19 protein-coding genes are annotated in these 18,692 nt (G+C 72.0%); 7 read left to right on the top strand and 12 right to left on the bottom strand.

Annotated elements, in window-relative coordinates; genetic code table 11:
* Positions 1–101: 101 nt before the first annotated feature.
* On the bottom strand, positions 102–836 hold the full coding sequence (locus tag ACTOQ1_RS34645) for a helix-turn-helix transcriptional regulator (RefSeq protein ID WP_440072191.1): 735 nt from the start codon (positions 834–836) through the stop codon (positions 102–104).
* A 277-nt stretch (positions 837–1,113) separates the two neighbouring features.
* On the opposite strand from ACTOQ1_RS34645, the gene ACTOQ1_RS34640 reads away from it, so the two are divergent.
* Positions 1,114–2,298, top strand: coding sequence for a globin domain-containing protein (locus tag ACTOQ1_RS34640; protein WP_440072190.1), 1,185 nt, complete (start codon positions 1,114–1,116; stop codon positions 2,296–2,298).
* Between the two features lie 151 nt (positions 2,299–2,449).
* Here ACTOQ1_RS34640 and ACTOQ1_RS34635 read toward each other — a convergent pair whose 3' ends face one another.
* A complete protein-coding gene (locus ACTOQ1_RS34635) occupies positions 2,450–2,800 on the bottom strand; it encodes a PRC-barrel domain-containing protein (protein WP_440072189.1) in 351 nt (116 codons plus the stop codon).
* A gap of 168 nt (positions 2,801–2,968) precedes the next feature.
* Positions 2,969–3,457 (bottom strand): NUDIX domain-containing protein, encoded by a 489-nt coding sequence (locus tag ACTOQ1_RS34630; RefSeq protein WP_440072188.1) that lies wholly within the window; start codon positions 3,455–3,457, stop codon positions 2,969–2,971.
* Between the two features lie 120 nt (positions 3,458–3,577).
* Here ACTOQ1_RS34630 and cobF point away from each other — a divergent pair, with 120 nt between their 5' ends.
* The 4 genes from cobF (at position 3,578) to ACTOQ1_RS34610 (ending at position 7,642) form a co-directional block, all read left to right on the top strand.
* On the top strand, positions 3,578–4,363 hold the full coding sequence (cobF, locus tag ACTOQ1_RS34625; protein ID WP_440072187.1) for a precorrin-6A synthase (deacetylating): 786 nt from the start codon (positions 3,578–3,580) through the stop codon (positions 4,361–4,363).
* 320 nt (positions 4,364–4,683) lie between these two features.
* Entirely contained in the window at positions 4,684–5,586 is a 903-nt protein-coding gene (locus tag ACTOQ1_RS34620) for a putative protein N(5)-glutamine methyltransferase (RefSeq protein ID WP_440072186.1), read from the top strand.
* Positions 5,587–5,669: 83 nt separating this feature from the next.
* Positions 5,670–6,509, top strand: a complete 840-nt coding sequence (locus ACTOQ1_RS34615; RefSeq protein ID WP_440072185.1) for a pentapeptide repeat-containing protein — start codon at positions 5,670–5,672, stop codon at positions 6,507–6,509.
* A 224-nt stretch (positions 6,510–6,733) separates the two neighbouring features.
* Positions 6,734–7,642 carry an alpha/beta fold hydrolase gene (locus ACTOQ1_RS34610; RefSeq protein ID WP_440072184.1) on the top strand — a complete coding sequence of 303 codons (909 nt, stop codon included), beginning with the start codon at positions 6,734–6,736 and terminating at the stop codon, positions 7,640–7,642.
* A 17-nt stretch (positions 7,643–7,659) separates the two neighbouring features.
* On the opposite strand, the gene ACTOQ1_RS34605 is transcribed toward ACTOQ1_RS34610, so the two are convergent.
* Positions 7,660–8,085 carry a nucleoside deaminase gene (locus ACTOQ1_RS34605; RefSeq protein ID WP_440072183.1) on the bottom strand — a complete coding sequence of 142 codons (426 nt, stop codon included), beginning with the start codon at positions 8,083–8,085 and terminating at the stop codon, positions 7,660–7,662.
* A gap of 11 nt (positions 8,086–8,096) precedes the next feature.
* Entirely contained in the window at positions 8,097–8,933 is an 837-nt protein-coding gene (locus ACTOQ1_RS34600; RefSeq protein ID WP_440072182.1) for an LLM class flavin-dependent oxidoreductase, read from the bottom strand.
* 111 nt (positions 8,934–9,044) lie between these two features.
* On the opposite strand from ACTOQ1_RS34600, the gene ACTOQ1_RS34595 reads away from it, so the two are divergent.
* The gene (locus ACTOQ1_RS34595; RefSeq protein WP_440072181.1) at positions 9,045–9,500 is read left to right on the top strand and encodes an Lrp/AsnC family transcriptional regulator; all 456 of its coding nucleotides are present in this window, start codon (positions 9,045–9,047) and stop codon (positions 9,498–9,500) included.
* 102 nt (positions 9,501–9,602) lie between these two features.
* Here the strand turns inward: ACTOQ1_RS34595 and ACTOQ1_RS34590 are convergent, their stop codons facing one another.
* A complete protein-coding gene (locus ACTOQ1_RS34590; protein ID WP_440072180.1) occupies positions 9,603–10,820 on the bottom strand; it encodes an ice-binding family protein in 1,218 nt (405 codons plus the stop codon).
* Between the two features lie 595 nt (positions 10,821–11,415).
* On the opposite strand from ACTOQ1_RS34590, the gene ACTOQ1_RS34585 reads away from it, so the two are divergent.
* Positions 11,416–13,026: an alpha/beta hydrolase gene (locus tag ACTOQ1_RS34585; protein WP_440072179.1), complete on the top strand. Its 1,611-nt coding sequence runs from the start codon at positions 11,416–11,418 to the stop codon at positions 13,024–13,026.
* 175 nt (positions 13,027–13,201) lie between these two features.
* On the opposite strand, the gene ACTOQ1_RS34580 is transcribed toward ACTOQ1_RS34585, so the two are convergent.
* The 6 genes from ACTOQ1_RS34580 to ACTOQ1_RS34555 all read right to left on the bottom strand — a co-directional run bounded on the left by ACTOQ1_RS34580 (position 13,202) and on the right by ACTOQ1_RS34555 (position 18,625).
* Entirely contained in the window at positions 13,202–14,362 is a 1,161-nt protein-coding gene (locus tag ACTOQ1_RS34580; RefSeq protein WP_440072178.1) for a winged helix DNA-binding domain-containing protein, read from the bottom strand.
* Between the two features lie 190 nt (positions 14,363–14,552).
* On the bottom strand, positions 14,553–14,861 hold the full coding sequence (locus ACTOQ1_RS34575) for a winged helix-turn-helix domain-containing protein (protein WP_440072177.1): 309 nt from the start codon (positions 14,859–14,861) through the stop codon (positions 14,553–14,555).
* Positions 14,858–15,334, bottom strand: a complete 477-nt coding sequence (locus ACTOQ1_RS34570) for a hypothetical protein (RefSeq protein ID WP_440072176.1) — start codon at positions 15,332–15,334, stop codon at positions 14,858–14,860. The genes ACTOQ1_RS34575 and ACTOQ1_RS34570 overlap by 4 nt, the downstream gene beginning before the upstream one ends.
* Before the next feature lie 73 nt (positions 15,335–15,407).
* Positions 15,408–16,223 carry a helix-turn-helix transcriptional regulator gene (locus tag ACTOQ1_RS34565; protein WP_440072175.1) on the bottom strand — a complete coding sequence of 272 codons (816 nt, stop codon included), beginning with the start codon at positions 16,221–16,223 and terminating at the stop codon, positions 15,408–15,410.
* 120 nt (positions 16,224–16,343) lie between these two features.
* Positions 16,344–17,708 (bottom strand): sensor histidine kinase, encoded by a 1,365-nt coding sequence (locus tag ACTOQ1_RS34560; RefSeq protein WP_440072174.1) that lies wholly within the window; start codon positions 17,706–17,708, stop codon positions 16,344–16,346.
* Positions 17,702–18,625 (bottom strand): helix-turn-helix domain-containing protein, encoded by a 924-nt coding sequence (locus ACTOQ1_RS34555; RefSeq protein ID WP_440072173.1) that lies wholly within the window; start codon positions 18,623–18,625, stop codon positions 17,702–17,704. The genes ACTOQ1_RS34560 and ACTOQ1_RS34555 overlap by 7 nt, the downstream gene beginning before the upstream one ends.
* Positions 18,626–18,692: the final 67 nt, after the last annotated feature.

Below are 18,692 nucleotides of genomic sequence, written 5' to 3'. Positions count from 1 at the left end.
CTTGCCGCGTTCCGGGACCACTTCGAGGTCCCGGAACGTGGTGTCCGGCCCCGCGAGCAGAAGGCCCCGGAGCCCGGCCGGTCACTCAATGTCATTAAATATCATGACTCGTCACGGACCGTCGTGAGGTGCGCGAGGCACAGGTCGGGCTCGGCGAACGGTTCGAGCCGGTCCACGGTCACCGGGGAGCCGAGTGCCGTCATCGTCCCCTGCATGAGCCCGAGGTGCAGCGGGCAGATGACCTTGCCCTGGGTCTTGACGAGATCGAGGAACGGGCAGTGCCGCAACCCGATCTGCTCGCCGTCACCCGCCGACCGCTCCTCGGGGGCGAACCCGATGTCGTCGAGCAGGTTCACCAGCTCCCGCACCGCCTCCCCCCGCGTGGGATCGGCCGCCGGAGCCGGCCGGCCGGCCGCCAGGGCGACCCCCCACGCCCGTCCGGCCTCGGTCGCCCTGGCGGCGGGTTCCGGGCCGGCGGCCAGGCTGCCCGCCAGGATCTCGGCCAGCACGCGATAGTTGCGCGGCCCGGCGAGATCCATCCCCGGCCGCACCCGGAACACCAGCGGCGGCCGGCCGGGACCGGCCGGTGCCGCGTGAACCCGCTCGATCCGGCCGGCGTCGGCCAGGGCGTCGAGATGGAACCGCACGGTGTTGGGATGGACGTCGAGCCGCTCGGCGATCTCGACCACGCCCAGCGGCACCGCGGACTCGCGAAGCATCGCCAGGATGAGCCGCCGGCGGCCGGCCGGCGGCGGCGTGGGCTGTTCGGCGGCCCGCGCGGACGCCGCACCGCCCGTGACGTCATCGGTCCCGCGCGGCTTTTCTGGCTCGGCCATGGCCGGCTCACCTCCCCTGCGGCGGTGCCGCGACGCGCTCGTCCGGGTGGACGCGAAGACTCCGGCCGCCATCGTAGACGCGGCCGGCCGGGCACTCCCGCGCGAACACCCGGTCCCGGGTCCGCGCGAGGGAGCCCTATCTCACAGTCCCCGAGGTTGAGTTTACACAAAAAGCACTTGTATAAATAGAGGCGACGGGAGGGAAACCGCGTCTGACCAGGAGTTGGGCGCCCCCGCTCACACTCGACATAAAGATCATCTAGTAGTTGGAGGACCTGTGCTTTCCCCAGATTCGGCCGTGATCGTCCGTGCCACCCTGCCGGCGGTCGGGGGCGCCATCCAGGACATCTCCGCGCGCTTCTACAAGATGATGTTCACCGACCACCCCGAGCTGCTGCGCGAACTGTTCAATCGCGGCAACCAGGCCAACGGCGAGCAGCAGAGCGCGCTCGCCGGGTCGATCGCCGCCTTCGCCACCATCCTGGTGCAGCGCCCCGACGACCGGCCGGACGCGATGCTCGCCAGGATCGCCAACAAGCACGCCTCGCTCGGCATCGCCCCCGAGCAGTACGAGGTGGTCCACAAATACCTCTTCGCCGCCATCGCCGAGGTGCTCGGCGACGCAGCCACCCCCGAGGTGGTGGCGGCCTGGGACGAGGTCTACTGGCTGATGGCGAACGCGCTCATCGCCCTGGAGGCGGCTCTCTACCGCGACTCCGCCGCGGAGGGCTGGCTGCCGGCCACGGTGCTCGAACGGCGGCGCGAGACCCCGGACTCGGTCTCCTTCACCCTGCGGCCGCGGATCCCCCTGTCCTTCAAGCCCGGCCAGTACGTCAGCGTCGCGGTCACCCTGCCCGACGGCGCGCGGCAGATCCGGCAGTACAGCCTGTCGTGCGCCCCCGAGCGGGACGACTGGCGGATCACCGTCAAACGGGTACGCGGCGGCGACACCCCCGAAGGAGAGGTGTCCAACTGGCTGCACGCCAACGTCCGGGCCGGGGACGTGCTGACGGTCTCGGCGCCGTTCGGCGACCTGACCCTGCCCACCGACGGCCCCCCGTTGCTGCTGGCCTCGGCGGGAATCGGCGCCACCCCCATCCTGTCGATGGTCGAGCACCTCGCGGCGAACGGCTCCACCCGCCAGGTCACCGTCGTCCACGCCGACCGCAGCCCCGCCGACCACGCCCACCGGGAGGAGCTCGGGCAGCTGGTCGCCGCCCTGCCCGGCGCCACCCTGCACCGGTGGTACGAGGAGGTGGGCGACTGCTCCTGCCGGCCGGCGCCGAACGTCGGCCAGGTCGACCTGAGCGGGATCGACCTTCCCGACCCCGTGGTCGCCTATCTGTGCGGGCCGCTGCCGTTCATGCGCGGCGTGCGCACCGAGCTGCTCCGGCGCGGGGTGCCCGCCTCCGACATCCACTACGAGGTGTTCGGGCCCGACCTCTGGCTCGGCCAGAACTGACCGGAGGCCTCGCTCCGGGCCAAGCGCGCCGGACTGCGGGGCGCACGTGCCGGCCGCTCCTCACCCGCCGCCGCGGAGGGGGTACGAAATAGAGCGGACATGACAGATGGGCCCCTCCCCGGGCGGGGAGGGGCCCATCGACGATCAACGATTACCGCGCGCCGGGGCCGTAGTAGCCGCCCAGCTTGTCGCGGTACTCGGGCTCCTTGTAGGTCGCCTCGTCGAACTCCGGCGCGTCCTTGATCTCCTGCTTGGTGCGCGAGACATAGATCTTGCGCTCCTGCGGATCGATCTGGTGCACGGTGCCGGCCGGCAGTACGACCTTCTTGCCGAAGATCCAGAATCCGGTGTCGACGACGATGTAGCTGTCACCCACCGCGTTGCTCTCCTCGTCCACCGAACCGATCTTGCCGTCGGTGGCCTCCACGTCGAACCCCACGAGGTCCAGCGTCTGCTCGCCACTGTAGGCCTCGGGGCGGTAGCTCCACACGTTCTCCGTCATGGCGTTTCTCCTCGTCAGCGAAGGTAGGACACCTGCCTCCTACCCGTCGCGTCCGGGCTAAACGGGCCGTGGGGGAAGGGCGGCCGTCCCGGGGTGGGCCCTCGGCGGTCGCGTCGCGCCTCCCGCCGAGGTCGGAGGCCGGACGGCGACCGCCGACGACCACCGTAATCATTTCCCGGCGAAGTACTCCGCCACGATCCGGGTGTGCAGCGGGAACGCCAGCTCTCGCGGCCCGTCGATCAGCAGCCACTCCGTCGTCTCGGCCGTCGGCACGACCGGCGGGAGGTCCGCCTCTCCGGTCCGCGGTCCCAGGGCGAAGACCAGCACGGTGCCGTCGGGAGCGCTGAGCACGTCGAGGAGCCGCACGCCGTCCGCGTCGACGACGACGCCCGTCTCCTCGCGAAGCTCCCGTACGGCCGCCTGCTGCCAGGACTCGCCCATGTCGACGAAGCCGCCGGGCAGGGCGAGGCCGCCCCGATGCGGTTCGACGTCACGACGGACCACCAGCAGGCGTTCGTCCACCGGCAGCACCATCACCGCGACCGGCAGCGGGTTGAGGTAGGAGGTGTTCTCACAGCCGGAGCAGGTGCGCGGCCAGGACTGGCCGGGGGCGAAGGCTTTGCCGCAGAAGGAGCAGTGCGAGTTCCTGATCGTCACGATCGCGAGACTAGACCAGGACGAGGCGTTACCTCATGCTTTCACCGCTCCTGCCGGGAATCGGAGTCAAGGCCCGGCCCGGCGCGGCGTCCCCTTCGCGCGGGGGGCAGACTTTCCCGCGTGAAGCGAATCCTCATCATCGGTATCGGCGCGGGAAACCCCGACCACCTCACCCTTCAGGCGGTCAAGGCCATCGCCGCGGCCGACGTGTTCTTCATCCTCGACAAGGGGGAGGTCAAGCACGACCTCGTCCAGCTCCGGCAGGACCTCGTCGACGCGCACGCCCGCGCTCCGTACCGGCTGGTCGAGGCCCGCGACCCCGACCGGGACCGGACCACCCCCGCGTACGCGGGCGCGGTGGAGGACTGGCGATCGCGCCGGGCCGACATCTACGAGCGGCTCGTCCGCGACGAACTCGGCGACGACGAGACCGGCGCGTTCCTCGTCTGGGGCGACCCCTCCCTCTACGACAGCACGCTGGCCATCGTCGAGGAGGTCCTCGATCGGGGCACGGTCCGGTTCGAGTACGACGTCGTGCCCGGTATCAGCAGCGTGTCCGCGCTGGCCGCCAGGCACCGCACCAGCCTGACCCAGGTCGCACGGCCCCTGCACATCACCACGGGCCGCCGCCTGTCCGAGGAGGGGCCCGGCGGGTCCGACGACATCGTCGTCATGCTCGACGCCCGCCACGCCTTCACCTCCCTGCCCGACCCCACCGGCTTCGAGATCTACTGGGGCGCCTACCTCGGCACCCCCGACGAGATCCTGGTGGCCGGGCCGGTCGCGGAGGTCGCCGACCGGATCCGCGACGTCCGCGCCGAGGCCCGGGAGCGCAAGGGCTGGATCATGGACACCTACCTGCTGAGGCGGGTTCCTCGTGCGGAGCGCCCCGAGCCTCCCTCCTGAGCCGGAGTTCCCGGCGTGCCGGGCTCTCGCGGGAACCGGACACCGTCGAAGGACACCGTCGGGGGCCACAGTCGGGGGCCACCGCTCTCACGGGTTCCCCTCGGAGCGGTGGCACGCCTCTGCTCCCGGCACTCCCGGCTCGCCGTAACCGTGTTCGCACCGGGCGTCGGCTCGGGTAGTGTTGCTCTCCAGCAATGGACGTGATCGAGGAGGTGAGACCCATTACCGCTGTGTCAGGTCGGGTGCTCCCGTCTCACGGCCGCGTGGTCCTTCCGACCTAGGTGGCCGAGGGAGCCCCAACGGCATCCCGAAAGGCTCCAATGTCGGCTTTACCGTCATCTCTCTCCCAACCCGTCATCGTCACCAGGCTGCGGGCCGCCGGCTGTGTCTTCGCCGAGGACGAGGCGCGGTTGATCATCTCCACGGCGCGGACGCCGTCCGGCCTCGCCGCCATGCTGGACCGGCGGGTCGCCGGCCTGCCCCTCGAACACGTTCTCGGCTGGGCGGAGTTCTGCGGGCTGCGGATAGCGGTGGACACCGGGGTCTTCGTTCCCCGCCGCCGTACCGAGTTCCTCGTCCATCAGGCCGTCGCCCTCGCCCGCCGGACCGCCGCCCCCTCCCCTCCGCTCGGCCCTCTCGGCCCTGAAGAGCTCATCGTCCCCGACCGGCCACGGATCATCGTCGATCTGTGCTGCGGTTCCGGCGCGGTGGGCGCCGCGCTGGTCGCGGCCCTGAGCCGGGTGGAGTCGCACTCCGTCGACATCGACCCCGCCGCGGTGCGCTGTGCCCGGCGCAACCTCGACGCCGCCGACGGCCTGGTGTACGAGGGTGACCTCTACGAGCCGCTGCCCGCCACGCTGCGGGGCCGCGTCGACATCCTGACCGCCAACGCGCCCTACGTGCCCACCGGGGCGATCGGGCTGCTGCCCCCGGAGGCCCGCGAGCACGAGCCGCGGGTGGCGCTCGACGGTGGTGCGGACGGGCTCGAGATCCAGCGGCGGGTGACCGCGGAGGCGGCACTGTGGCTGGCACCGGGCGGCCACCTGCTGATCGAGACGAGCGAGCGCCAGGCGCCCCAGACCGCGGAGGCCTTCGCCCGCAACGGGTTGATCCCGCGGGTGGTCGAGTCCGGCGAGCTGGACGCCACCGTCGTCGTCGGGACCATGCCCGCCCTCCGTCCGCCCGGTCCTTCCCGCGATCAGGGGATAGGCGGGTTCGGGTAGGGTTCACTGGTGAAATCGCTGTTCACAGCCATTTTTCACCGGCTGTGAACAGCGCGCCCGCCCGGTACAGGAGGTCCCGCGCATTGTCCGAGAGACGCGAACACGCAGCCGCCTCCCCCGCGGGGGATCGCGCCGATCTGCGCGCCGACTGCGAGAGCTGCTTCGCGCTGTGCTGTGTCGTGCCCGCCTTCTCGGCCTCGTCGGACTTCGCGATCGACAAGAAGGCCGGGCAGGCCTGCCCCAACCTGCGGACGGACTTCCGCTGCGGCATTCACACGCGCCTCAGGGACAGGGGCTTCCGGGGCTGCACCGTCTACGACTGCTTCGGCGCCGGGCAGAAGGTCTCCCAGGTCACCTTCGGCGGACAGGACTGGCGGCGGGCGCCGCGGACCGCCGCGCGGATGTTCGAGGTGTTCCCCGTCATGCGGGATCTCCACGAGTTGCTCTGGTACCTGACCGAGGCGCTGGCGCTGCCGCAGGCCCGCCCCATCCGCGGTGAGCTCGGCCTCGCCCTGGAGGAGACCGAACGCCTCACCCGCGACACCCCCGACGCTCTCGTACGGCTGGACGTGGCGGCGCACCGGCGGGAGGTGAACGCCCTGCTGCTGCGGACGAGCGAGCTCGTCCGCGCCGGAGCCGGGCGCGGGAGGAAGGACCGCAGGGGTGCCGACCTCATCGGGGCCAAGCTGAGAGGCGCCGACCTGCGGGGGGCCAACCTGAGGGGGGCCTATCTCATCGGGGCCGACCTCAGGGGCGCCGACCTGAGGACGGCCGACCTCATCGGCGCCGACCTCAGGGGCGCCGACCTCTCGGGCGCCGACCTCACCGGGAGCATCTTCCTGATCCAGTCCCAGCTGGACGCGGCGAAGGGCGACGCCAGAACCACGCTGCCGCCGTCACTCACCCGCCCGGCTCACTGGTAGCCCCCGCACCCACCCGCCCGGCTCACCGGAAACCGCCGTCACTCTCCCGTCCGGCCCGCGAACAGCGCGGCGCCGTGGGCCGTGGGCCGTTCCACAGCATCGAACAGCTCCTTTCAACGGCCCGGGTCCCAGGCCGGATCCGGGTATGCAGACAGGGGGCGGGCCGGGAGCCGCGAGGCGACCGGCCGCTCCCGCGGACCCGTCGCGCCCATCGGAGACACCACGTGAGCATCCCCTTGCCCGCCTCGTTCGCCCACCACGTGATCGACGCCGACGGCGTGCGCGTCAACACGTACGTCGCCGGTGAGGGGCCCCCGGTCCTGCTGCTGCACGGCTACCCGCAGACGCATCTCATCTGGCATCGGGTGGCGCCCGTGCTCGCCCGCGGGCACACCGTGGTCCTCACCGACCTGCGGGGTTACGGGGACAGCGACAAGCCCCCCTCCGCGCCGGACCACGGCCCCTACTCCAAGCGGGTGATGGCGCACGACCAGCTGCTGGTCATGCGCTCACTCGGCTTCGACCGCTTCGCGGTGGCGGGCCACGACCGCGGGGCGCGGGTCGGCCACCGCCTGGCCCTGGACGAGCCTCGGGCGGTGACCAGGCTGGCCGTGCTGGACATCGTGCCCACCCGCCACGCGTTCCGGCACGCCGACGCCGCGTTCGCGCTCGGCTACTACCACTGGTTCTTCCTCGCCGCGGGCGACGGCGTCCCCGAGCGCATGATCGGCGCCGATCCCGGCCACTGGGTCCGCTCCCACATGAAGGTCCAGCACGGCGGGACCTCGTTCGACCCGGCGGCCCAGGACGAGTACGTCCGCTGCTTCTCCGATCCGGCGGCCGTCCACGCCTCCTGCGAGGACTACCGGGCCGCCGCGAGTATCGACCTGCGCCACGACGACGCCGACGCGGACGCGGGCCGGCGCGTGACCTGCCCCGTGCTCGCCCTGTGGGGCGAGCACGGTTTCGTCGGGCGCGGCTACGACGTCCTGGACGTCTGGCGGCGGTACGCGAACGACGTGCGCGGCCAGGCGGTGCCCAGCGGGCACTACGTCCCCGAGGAGGTTCCCGAGATCACGGCGGAACTGCTCGGCTCGTTCCTCTCCGAGAGCCCGGTCACGCCGGCGCGGTAGAGATGGGTGCGGACCGGTCAGACGTAGTAGCCCTCGACCGGTACGCGCGCCTCGTCGAACAGCGCGGGGCCCTCCTGGGGCACGTGCGGCCAGCCGCCTGCTGGCTTGAGGCCCGCGAGCTGTTCGTTGGAGAGCGCGAACACGACGCGGCCGAGACCGGACCGTTCGATGGCGCCCGTGCACATGGGGCAGGGCTGGCAGCTGGTGTACATGGTCGTGGCCGCCGCGTCGCCGGGGGCGAGCTCCCGTGCCGCCCACCTGGCCAGTTTCAGCTCGGGATGGGCGCTGATGTCGCCGTCGCTGAGGACCGTGTTGTGCTCCTCGGCGAGGACCGTGCCGTCCGGCCCCACCAGCAGCGACCCGAACGGGGCGTCTCCGGTCGCCCGCGCCTTGGCGGCGAGCTCGATGGCCCTGCGAAGATGGTTCTCGTCATTGTTCGTCATGATTGTCCTGTTCATGGTTGTTGGGTGCGCAGATCCCAGCGGGCGGCCACGGTCGCGAGCGCCTGCCAGGCCACCTCCGGGTGGCGTGTCTCCTCCGGGTCGCCGTCGAACGGGTCGAGCACGACGGTGTCGGCGCCGAGCAGGCGCAGCCGTTCGAGGTCGTCGAGGACCTGGTCGATCGTGCCCTCACCGGCGAGCCGCCCGGGGGCGGTGATCGGGGACTCGGTGAGCCGCAGGGCGATGCGGGGCGCGAAGCCGGGCATCGGCCGGCTCTCCTCGTCCGCGATGGCCTTCAGCCGGTCGAGCCCCTCGCGCATCCGGTCGAGGGTGAGGCGCAGCGGGTGCCAGGCCTCGCCGAGGCGCACCACCCGGCGCAGGCCGGCGTCGCTGTTGCCGCCGACCCAGACCGGTATCCGCCCGGCCCCGTAGTCATCCTCGTCGTCCCAGGCGGCGCGCATCACCCGGAGGTGGTCGTCGGTCAGCGCCCCGCGCCGCTCGAACGGGACCCCGAGCGCCTCGAACTCCTGCCGCGCCCAGCCGATGCCCACGCCGAGGACGAGCCGCCCGCCGCTGAGCCGGTCGAGGTTGGCGGCCATCCGGGCGACGAGCAGCGGGTGGCGGTACGGCACGATGAGCACCGTGGTGCCGAGCCGGATCCCGTCGGTGACCCCGGCCAGCCAGGCGAGGGTGGTGAAGGGCTCGTAGAACGGCGCCGGGTACTGCTCGGCGACATCGGGGGTGATCACGACGTGGTCCGAGACCATGAGCAGGTCGAAGCCCAGGCCCTCCACCGTCCGCGCCCAGCCGCGCAGCACCCCGGGATCGGCGCCGGGCCCAAAATTCAGCATGTTAACGCCTATTTTCACCTTTTCAGGCTATCGAGTGATCATCCGCGGCCGGAAGGGATTCATCCCGGCGTACGGCGCCATATACCGTTGATATGCCGGTATCTTTGCCGGATGGCCGAGAATCTCGACGCGACCGACTGGTCTATCCTGGTCGAGGTCCAGCGGGACGGCCGCATCCCGATCACCGAGCTGGGGCGGCGGGTGAACCTCAGCGCCTCCGCCACGACCGAGCGGGTCAGGCGACTGGAGGCGACGGGCGTCATCACCGGCTACCACGCGAACGTCGACCTGGAGAAGGCCGGTTTCCCCGTGCTGGCCGTCGTGCGACTGAAGTATCCGGGCAGCCGGCACCAGCCACTGCACCGGCTGCTCGACGAGCGTCCCGAGATCCTGGAGTGCCTGCGGACCACCGGCGACGACTGCTACACGCTGAAGGTGGCCGCGACCTCCATGGGCCACCTCGAAGAGCTCGTCGACGAACTGGCCCTGCTGGGCAGCACCACCACCAACCTCGTCTACAGCCAGACGCTGCCCTACCGCGGCCCGCGGGACCCTCAGCCGAGCTGACCAGGGCTCCGGCGCCGCCGGCCTCCTCCCCTTCTCGCGCGGGAGGCTCCCGCGGTCGCCCGTGCCGGTTCCCGCGTCGCCGCCGCCCGCCCGCCGCGAGTGTTAGGAACGGCGGGCGCCGCAGCCGGTCGCGACGGCCGTGATCCGGGTGCGGCCCTTCCTTTCCGCCGCGGGACCGGCGTGGTCGTCGCGGCGGGCGCCGTCTCGCTCACCGCTTCCCACCGGCAGGGGTCCCAGGCAGGGGCATCCGAGGTCCGCGCGCTGGATCAGCACCGGTGAGCTGCTGGGATCGAGCCGGGCCGTGCCCGCGTAGGTGGCGACGACGCGATTCATCCCCGCGGGCAGGTCCGAGACGGTCAGGGTGGCGAGGCCGTCCGCGTCGAGCTGGGCCACGCCCAGCCTCGCCCCGTCGGTGGCGAAGCCGACCTGCCCCGTGGGAACGGTCGCGTCCGAGGCGGTCACCCTCGCGGTGAAGGTGATCGGGCCGCCGTCTCCCGAGGGACACGTGGAGGTCAGCGTGGTCGTGGTCGTCGCCGTTCCGCAGAGCTGCGCGAAGGGCCGCACGACGGTGTTCGTGTCCAGGGTGATCGCGCCGCGGCTCAGCAGGCGGCCGACCACGGTCGCACCGGCGGTCGCGGTGATCGCGCTCAGCGCGAGAACGTTCCCGGAGAAGGCGGAACCGGTTCCCAGCGTGGCCGAGGCGCCGACCTGCCAGAAGACGTTGGCCGCCTGGGCGCCGTTGACGAGGGTCACCGTGCTGGCGGGCGCGGTGACGAGGGTGGAGGCGACCTTGAAGACGAAGACGGCGTCCGGGTCGCCCTGCGCGTCGAGGGTCAGGGTGCCGGTGAGCCGGAAGGCCCCCGTGGCGGAGTCGTAGACGCCGGGCGTCACGGTGGTCCCGCCGAGCTCCGCCGGGACGGTGGCGTCGGCGGGCCGGCCCGCGGCGTCGTCGTAGGCGGCGGTCAGGTCCGTCTGGGCCTGCTGGGCGGTGGCGCCGGCCTGCAGGACGGTGCCGGACGAAAAGCCGCTCGGCGTCGCGCCCGGCCACACCCCGAGGTCCCCGGTGACGAGGGTGGGACCGGTGTTCTTGACGACGTCACGGCCCAGGACCACGAAGTTCGCGGCCGTGCCGAGCGGCACCGGCGTCGCCACGCTCGCGGCCGCCGGGGCGGGGGCCGCCGCACCCGCGATCGCCGGGGCCACGGTCGCCGCGCTCCCGGTCGCCGCGCTCGCGGCCGCCGGGGTCACGGCCACGGCTCCCAGCGCGACCACGGCCGTGAGGACCCCCGCCAGCCGGGAACGGACGGTGTTTCGCGGCACCACACGAGGTCGAACGGCCTCCATCATGATGTTTTCCTTTTCTTTGAAACTGCCCCGTCGAGGCGCATTTCCAGCGATGCACCACTCCTTCCGACCTTACTGATCGACGAAGCCGCACTCGCTATACGACATACATGCGAATCTCATCGACACCGGCCTGCCTTCCACCAGATAAGGAGGCCCACCGGGACCAGAGATGACAATCCTTGACATGTCCATGTCGACTTATATCTTTAAATCCCTCTTTTAATTTGAATGAGCCACTTTCAACCTGGCGCGACTGCCCCGGATGGGTACGGGGCCCCCGAAGAGCATCGTGTGTGGCGATGGCGCGGCGATGGCGCGGCGGTGCGGCGCGGGTCCCCACGCCATCGCCACCCGCCCGGCAGCCCGGCCGGAAGATCGCTTCCGCTCGCGTTGAGAGTCACCTGTCAAGCATTACGAAAGCGGCCTGCAACTCGAAATGCCTATAAAGGTAGATAGAAGTGGAAGGATCTTCATTTTCTTACCCCGAAGTTCTTTCCGGCCGTCCGGTGATCCCCGACTCCACCCGCAGGCGGGGCGGACCGATCAGGACCGACCCGAAGGAGAGAGCATGAACGGCGAGAAGCCGATGAGGACGGCGAGGACCGGCGGTGCCCGGCGCCGATGGGCCGGGGCCGTGGTGGCGCTGGCCACCGTGGCGGCCGTGGCGGGCCTCGGGGCCGGTCCCGCCTTCGCCGACGTACCGAACGGCGCGGCGAACACGCCCGCCGCCAAGACCCTCGTCACGGCTCCCGGCCCCCCGTCCGGCGGCACGGCCCTCGCCACGGATCCCGGCCCCGCGTCCGACGCCCGCCTGGAACGTTTCATCGGGAAGGCGCCGAAGTGGAGGCGGTGCGGCCTGTTCAGATGCGCGACCCTCACCGTGCCCGTCGACTACGCCGACCCCGGCAACGGCAGGACCTTCACCCTTCCCCTGATCAAGGCCCCGGCGAGCAGGCCCGACCAGCGGATCGGGACGCTCGTCGCCGCGGCCGGAGGGCCAGGACAGTCCGGCACCTGGATGGTGCGCACCTTCCACGAGACCTGGCCCGCGCAGGTCCGCGAGCGCTTCGACGTCGTCGGCTTCGATCCCCGCGGGGTGGGCGGCAGCAGGCCCGCCATCGACTGCAGCCTGCGGGCGGGTGACAAACCCATCGGGAAGCCCCGTGCCGACCTGCCGCTGGTCGGCGAGGTCGCACCGTACTACCGGCTCATCGTCCAGGCCTGCGCCCGCGGCACCGGCAAGGACGTCCTGCCCCACGTCGGTACCGCCAATGTCGTCACCGACCTGGAACTGCTGCGCGCGGCGCTGCGCCAGGACACGATCAGCTTCCTCGGCTACTCCTACGGCACGAACATCGGCCAGCGCTACGCCGACCGCTTCCCGCGCCGCGTCCGCGCCATGGTGCTCGACGGCATCGACACCGCGCACCTGAACTGGGACACCGACTCCCTCCACGGCGCCAGGGCCCACACCGAGGCGCTGCACTCCTTCGCCCGCGCGTGCGCCCGCGACCCCCGGATGGCCTGCCCGGCCGGCAGCGCGAAGGGCGTTCTCGCCGCCATCGACAAGGTGATCGCGCGGGCGAAGGCCAGGCCCCTGCGCGGGGGCAGGTACGACCTCGACGCCGACACCGTGCGAGCGGTGATCGGCGGTACCCTCATCGACCCCTCCTCCTGGCGGGAGCTGTCCACCGCGCTGGGCGCGGCGGCCGACGGGGACGGAACCCCGCTCGCGGACCTGCGGGTCCGGCTCGGCGCCCCCTCGGTGTCCCTGCCCGTCGACGAGGTGACGAGCGTGGTCAACTGCCTCGACCGGCCCCACTCCAGGAACCTGAGGGACTACGAACGGCTCGCCGGGCAGATCCGCCGTATCGACCGCCTCTCCGACGGCACCAACCTGACCTGCGCCTTCCTGCCCTCACCCGCGGTCGCGCCCGCTCCCGCCCGCGCCAGGGGCGCCGGGCCCATCGTGCTGGTCAGCCACACCCGGGACGCGCGCACACCGTACCGCTGGGCCAGGGAGGTCGCCGGGAACATGCCCTCGGCCGTGCTGCTGACCTACGACGCCGACGGGCACACCGTTTACGCCACCGGCGTCTCCTCCTGCGTCGACGACACCGTCACCCGCTACCTCGTCGACCTGACCCCGCCCAGGGACGGAGCGCGCTGCACCCGGTGAGGGGGAACGCGGCGAACCCGGGATCGCGCGGTGCCGGCACCGCGCGGCGCCGACGGCGAGGGGCACCCGCGCGTATCTCCGGCCGTGCGGTCCACCCGCGCCGGGGCACGGTCCCCCTCGTCCCGGCCTTCCCCGCGCGCCACCCGGCGGACGCGCGCGGTGGCGCCGGAGGAACTCAGCGCCTCCCGCCGGTAAGCCTGCCCGTGGACAGGGTGGCCTCGGCGCCGTAGAAGCGGCCGACGCGCTCGACCTCCCTCTCCAGCTCCCCGGTCCGGCCGGAGTCGAGCTTGACGAACGACTCCAGCCTGATCTCGACCCTGCCGCCCTTCTCCCTGCGCTCCCACATCCCGGAGACGACCCCGTCGACCAGCATGATCTGGTGGGCGACCGCGCCCTCGTACCTGCCCCGGCCGTGCTCGAAGACGCGCGCGGCGGTGTCCTTGGGCACGACGACCTCCTTGGGACCGCTGCCGAGGACGTACGCCTCGTACTGCGGCAGCAGCCGCAGGCAGCTCGGGCCGGACGGCCAGCGGTCGTCGTCGTCGGCGGCCAGGACGTACGCCTCGCGCCCCTCGACCTCGACCCGGGTGACCTCGTCGCCGAGCGACTCCAGCGCCTCGCGCGCCTCGGGCGGCCTGAGCGCGAACCAGCGGGCCAGGTCCTGGTGGGTGGCGGGGCCGTACGCGCGCAGGTAGCGGCGCACGATCTCCATCGCCGACTCCTCGGGGTCGGGCTGGTCCCCGACCTCGGTCCTCAGCCCCGCCCACCGGTCGGGCCTGACGTAGGTCACCTTGGTGCCCCGTACCGGCCCGAAGCAGAGCACGCCGAGGTAGGCGACGGGACGCAGCAGCTCGCCCCAGTTGGAGGCGAGCCTGTCCTTGGCCCACGCGCCGACGCGCCCGGAGACCTCCCCGGCCAGTTCCTCGCGGGTCAGGCACTCGCCGTCCAGAGCCTCGCGAACCGCGTCGACGAACGCCTCGCCCTGCTTGGCGGTGAGGCCGTGGTAGGCGTGCCAGCCGTCCTTGGCGCGCCAGTAGGGCTTCCAGCGCATCGCCGCCATCCACAGCGCCAGCTCGTCGGCGGCGTGCACGTGCAGGGTGCCGCGCAGGCTGTACGTCTTGACGAGGCGCTTGCTGTCGTACAGCTCCGCGCGGACCCGCTCCCGCGTGGCGCCCTTCACCCGCGACCCGATGGCCAGCTCGGCCGCGGCGGCGACCTGCGACTGCACCCCGCACACGTCGCGCACGGGTTCGCGCGGGTCGCCGGAGGCGGGTTCCACGAGATGGTGGCGAGCCAGCCGCCGCGCGTGGACCTGATCCCAGGTGAGTGAATTCATGGTCCCCGTCTCTACCCCGTGAGGTGGAGGCGAACCTGGCCGCGCCGGACGCCGGCGCCGAGGCGGTTACCGTCCCGGACCGGCTCGAGCGGCGCCACGCGGGCGGCCGTCACCAGCGGGCCCGCCTCGCGCGGCTCCTCGGCGAAGGCCCCGACGCGCCCCGAGGTGGCCGGTCCCGGCGGGTTTCGTCTCAGCCGGGGAGGACCGTGAGGCCGGAGCGGGCGACGATGGCCTGGAGCGCGGCGACGTGGCCGGTGTAGGCCGCACGCCCCTCGCGGGTGAGGCTGAACCACGTTCTCGGGCGCTTGCCGACGTGCCCCTTGCGGATCTTCACGTAACCGGCCGCCTCCAGAGCGCTCGCGTGCTTGGACAGCACCGAGTCGCTGACGCCCAGGTTGTCGCGGACGAAGGCGAACTCGGCCTCGTCGGCGGCTGCCAGCAGCGAGACGATCTGCAGCCGGGTCGGCGCGTGGATCGCCGGGTCGAGCCGCGGGGTCATCGCTCCGCCCGCCTCGCGGTCCGCCCGGACATCCACCTGGCCAGCAGCGGCGAGGTGATCGCCACGACCGCAGTCATGATCAGGCCCATGAGGGTGCGCGGGTAGGCGAGGCCCAGCTCCGTGAACCACAGCGACAGCGGGGCGGACGCGGCGACCGTGACGAGCAGCCAGCCGGTGAAGCCGGCCCATGCCCACGGGTCCACCACCGAGGAGTGCGGGCGCAGCTTCGCGTCCCTGACGTCTCTCACGAACTTGAGAACGGCGAGGACGAGACCGGCCGACAGGGCCGGCACGGCGATCCCGAGCCACCAGGCGGGCGGGATCTCGGTGACGAACTGTATGCCGGTGACGAAAGCCCAGACCGCCACCGGATACCAGGCGGGGAACATCGGCGGCGCGGCGCGCAACACCTTTCGCCGCGTCTCGTGGACCTGGGCCAGCGTCCGCGCGGCCTCTTCGGGGGTGATGTCCATGCCCGCTCCTTTTATTTTCCTAGTTGGAAAGTACTTTCTCCTTTCCATATCGTCAAGTACTTTCCAGAGCCGGTCATCCCGCGTCGAGACCGGTCAGGAAGGTGAGGGACTCCTCGGAGGGGCTGCCGGGCTCGGCCTGCAGGAGGAGGAGCCGCTGCCCGGAGGCATGGCCGACGTCGTAGGTGGCGCCGGTCACGTCCAGCTCGCCCACCATGGCGTGCCGGACGCCCTGGGGCGTGCAGGTCAGGTCATCGGCGTCCCTGCGGGCCCAGAGCTTGCGGAACTCCGCGCTTTTCAGCGACAGCTCGCCGACGAGCTCGGTGAGGTAGGGGTGCTCCGGGTCCGCGGCGGCCACCAGGTGCAGCGACGCGACCCGTGCCCTGGCCAGCCGCTCCCAGTCGAGGTAGAAGCTCCGCGCCGCGGGGTCGAGGAAGACCATGCGCAGTAGGTTGTCGCGGTAGTCCATGCCGTCGTACAGCACGTCACCCGGCCGGTTCATCGCGAGCACGTCCAGGAAGCGCCCGCACACGAGCGCGGGGGTGGCCGGCCAGCTCCGGATCAGCGTGACGAGCCCGGGGCTGACCGTTTCCGTGGTGCCGCCACGCCGGATCGGACGCCGCTGCGCCAGCTCGTACAGATACCGGGAGGCGTCCGGCCCGAGGGCGAGCACCCGGACCAGCGCGTCGAGCACCCGTCCCGACGGATCCCGCTCGCGCCCGTCTTCCAGCCGCGTGTAGAAATCGGCGCTGACACCGGCCAGCATCGCCACCTCCTCGCGGCTCAGCCCCGGCTCCCGCCGGGAAGCGGGGTCCGGCGGCCCCACCTGGCGAGGAGAGGCAGCCTCACGCCGTTCGCGAAGAAAGTCGCCCAATAGATAGATATCGTCCATAAAATCACCGTATTTCGGAAATGCGAGATCAGGGGGGCCGGGTGACTACCACCCATCCAGGCCCCGGCGCCCCCGCCGGCGGACGGCGCCACCGCCGTGCGCGCCGGCGCCGGGACCGGTTCATCCCGTCCGGACGGACGGACAGGCGTCGCACGCGGGAAGGCGCAGGACGAAGCGCGCGCCCTGCTCGCTGTCCTCGACGGTCAGCGTGCCTCCGTGGGCTTCGGCGATCTCCCTGGCGATCGCCAGCCCCAGCCCGGTCCCTCCCGCGTCCCGGTTGCGCGCGGTGTCCAGCCGGGCGAAGCGGTCGAAGACCACCTCCCGGTGTTCGGCGGGGATCCCGGCGCCGTCGTCGGCGACCTCCAGGATCGCCGACGCCCCCTCGACCCGGACGCTCACGGTGATCCGCGAGGTGGCGTGGCGTTCGGCGTTGTCGAGCAGATTGCCCAGCAGCCGGGTGATCCGCAGCCGGTCGCACTCGACACAGGCGCTCTCGGCCAGATCCTCGACGATCTTGTTTCGGTGCGTCCGGCGGTTCAGTTCCGCCTTGACCAGCCGGTGCAGATCGGTTGGATCGCGGCACAGGAGCGGGCGCGCGTCCAAACGGGTCAGGGTCAGCAGGTCGGCCGCGGTCGCCTGGAGCAGGTCCACCCCGGCGAGCACGGCGTGGGTCGTCTCGAGCCAGTCGGTGTCACGTGGGTGCAGCAGCGCCCCCTCCAGGTGGGTGCGCATGGCGGTGATGGGGGTGCGCAGCTCGTGGGAGGCGTCCGCCGTGAAACGCCGCAGCCGGGTGTAGGCGCTTTCGAGACGGTCCAGGGTGTCGTTCACGGTTTCCGCCAGGAGCCTGATCTCCTGGTAGTCCGCGGGGACCGGGATCCGCCGGTCGAGGGCGGTGAGGGTGATCTCGCCGAGTTCGGCCCTGATGGCGTTCACCGGGGCCATGGCCTTGGTGAGGTCGCGGAAGGACCACGCGGTCATCATGGCGGTCACGACCAGGGACGCGCCGACGACCAGCAGGAGGTCCGCGGTCGCGCCGTACCAGGGCACCTCCGGGATCGCCACGTAGAGCAGCCAGACCCCCTGCTGCTGGTAGACCTTGTAGGAGGTGACGGTCATACAGCCTTCCAGCCCCCGCGGCGGGCACAGCACCCGGGTGGTGCGCACGTTCCGGGCGTCGGCGCGGAAGGTCGCGATCGGCGGCCTGCCGGCGAGTTCCGGGGTCGACGCGACCACCCGGCCGCGGGCGTCCAGCACCTGGATCGCCTCGACCTCGCCCCTGGGCAGGACGGGCGGGAGCGGGCCCTGCCGGATGAGGGGCACCACCAGGTTCCAGGCGTCCGTGACGCGAGCCTGGGCGAAATCCGCCTCCCTGCCGCCGGCGAACAGCAGGAAGAGCAGGCCGACGCCGACGCACACACACGCCGCGACGGCGGCGGTCGCCGCTGTCCGGCGGGCCCTGAGCGACGGCAGATACCGGCTCAGCATGACGCTTCCCCGGGGACCGGGCGCTCGCCCCCGGGGTCGGAGCGCCGCACGGGAGGGCCGGAGGCGAGATCGCGTTCGCGGGCCTGCCGGCAGAGCACGGCGAGCGCGCGCGCCGAGGGGCTGCCGGGCGCGGCCTGGATGGTGACCAGTTGCTGGCCGGGCGCCTCGGCGACGGAGAACATGTCGCAGTCGACCGTCAGCTCCCCGACAAGATCATGGCGGAAGCACACGACGTGGCTGATCTCCTTCCGTACGTCGTGCCGGGCCCACAGGCGGCGGAAGTCGTCGCTGCGATCGGACAGCTCGTCGACCAGCTCGGCCAGGCGGGGGTCGCCGAGGTCCCTGCCGACGACGGCGCGCAGGTGGGCGACCGCGTTGCGCGCGGTGGACTCCCAGTCGGGGTAGAACCTCCGCGCGGCGGCGTCGAGGAAGATCGTGTCGAGTACGTTGTCGCCCACCTTCAGCCCCGCGCGCAGCCCCTGCCGGTAGAAGGCCGCGGCCGGCGGGTTGATGGCCAGCACGTCCGTGCATCGGCTCATCACGAAGGCCGGCGTCCGCCAGGTGTGCATCAACCGGATCAGGTGCGGGCTGACCCGCGCCGTGGCGCCGGCCGGCACGCGTGGCCCCCGGTGGACCGGCATGTCCGTGCGCGCCAACGCGTACAGGTGAGCCGTGGCGTCCGCGCCGAGGCCGAACACCTCCGCCAGGGCGCCGAGCACCTGGTCGGACGGGTGGCGTTCGCGCCCCTGTTCCAGGCGGATGTAGTAGTCGGTGCTGACGTCGGCCAGCATCGCGACCTCCTCCCGTCGCAGACCCGGCGTCCGGCGGAGCCCGGAGTCCGGCAGTCCGATCTGGGCGGGAGTGGTGATCGCGCGCCGGGCACGAAGGAACTCGCCGAGCAGGCTTTCGCTGGCCATTGCGAAATCATATGTCCGACTTATCCAAATTGACTGGGTGTGTCACTACCAGTCAGACCCGCCCCGG

This window comes from Streptosporangium sp. OZ121 (assembly GCF_051918885.1).
Lineage (GTDB): Bacteria > Actinomycetota > Actinomycetes > Streptosporangiales > Streptosporangiaceae > Streptosporangium.
The sequence above is the reverse complement of the archived record's forward strand: the minus strand, read 5'-3'. Positions and strand labels throughout refer to the sequence as shown.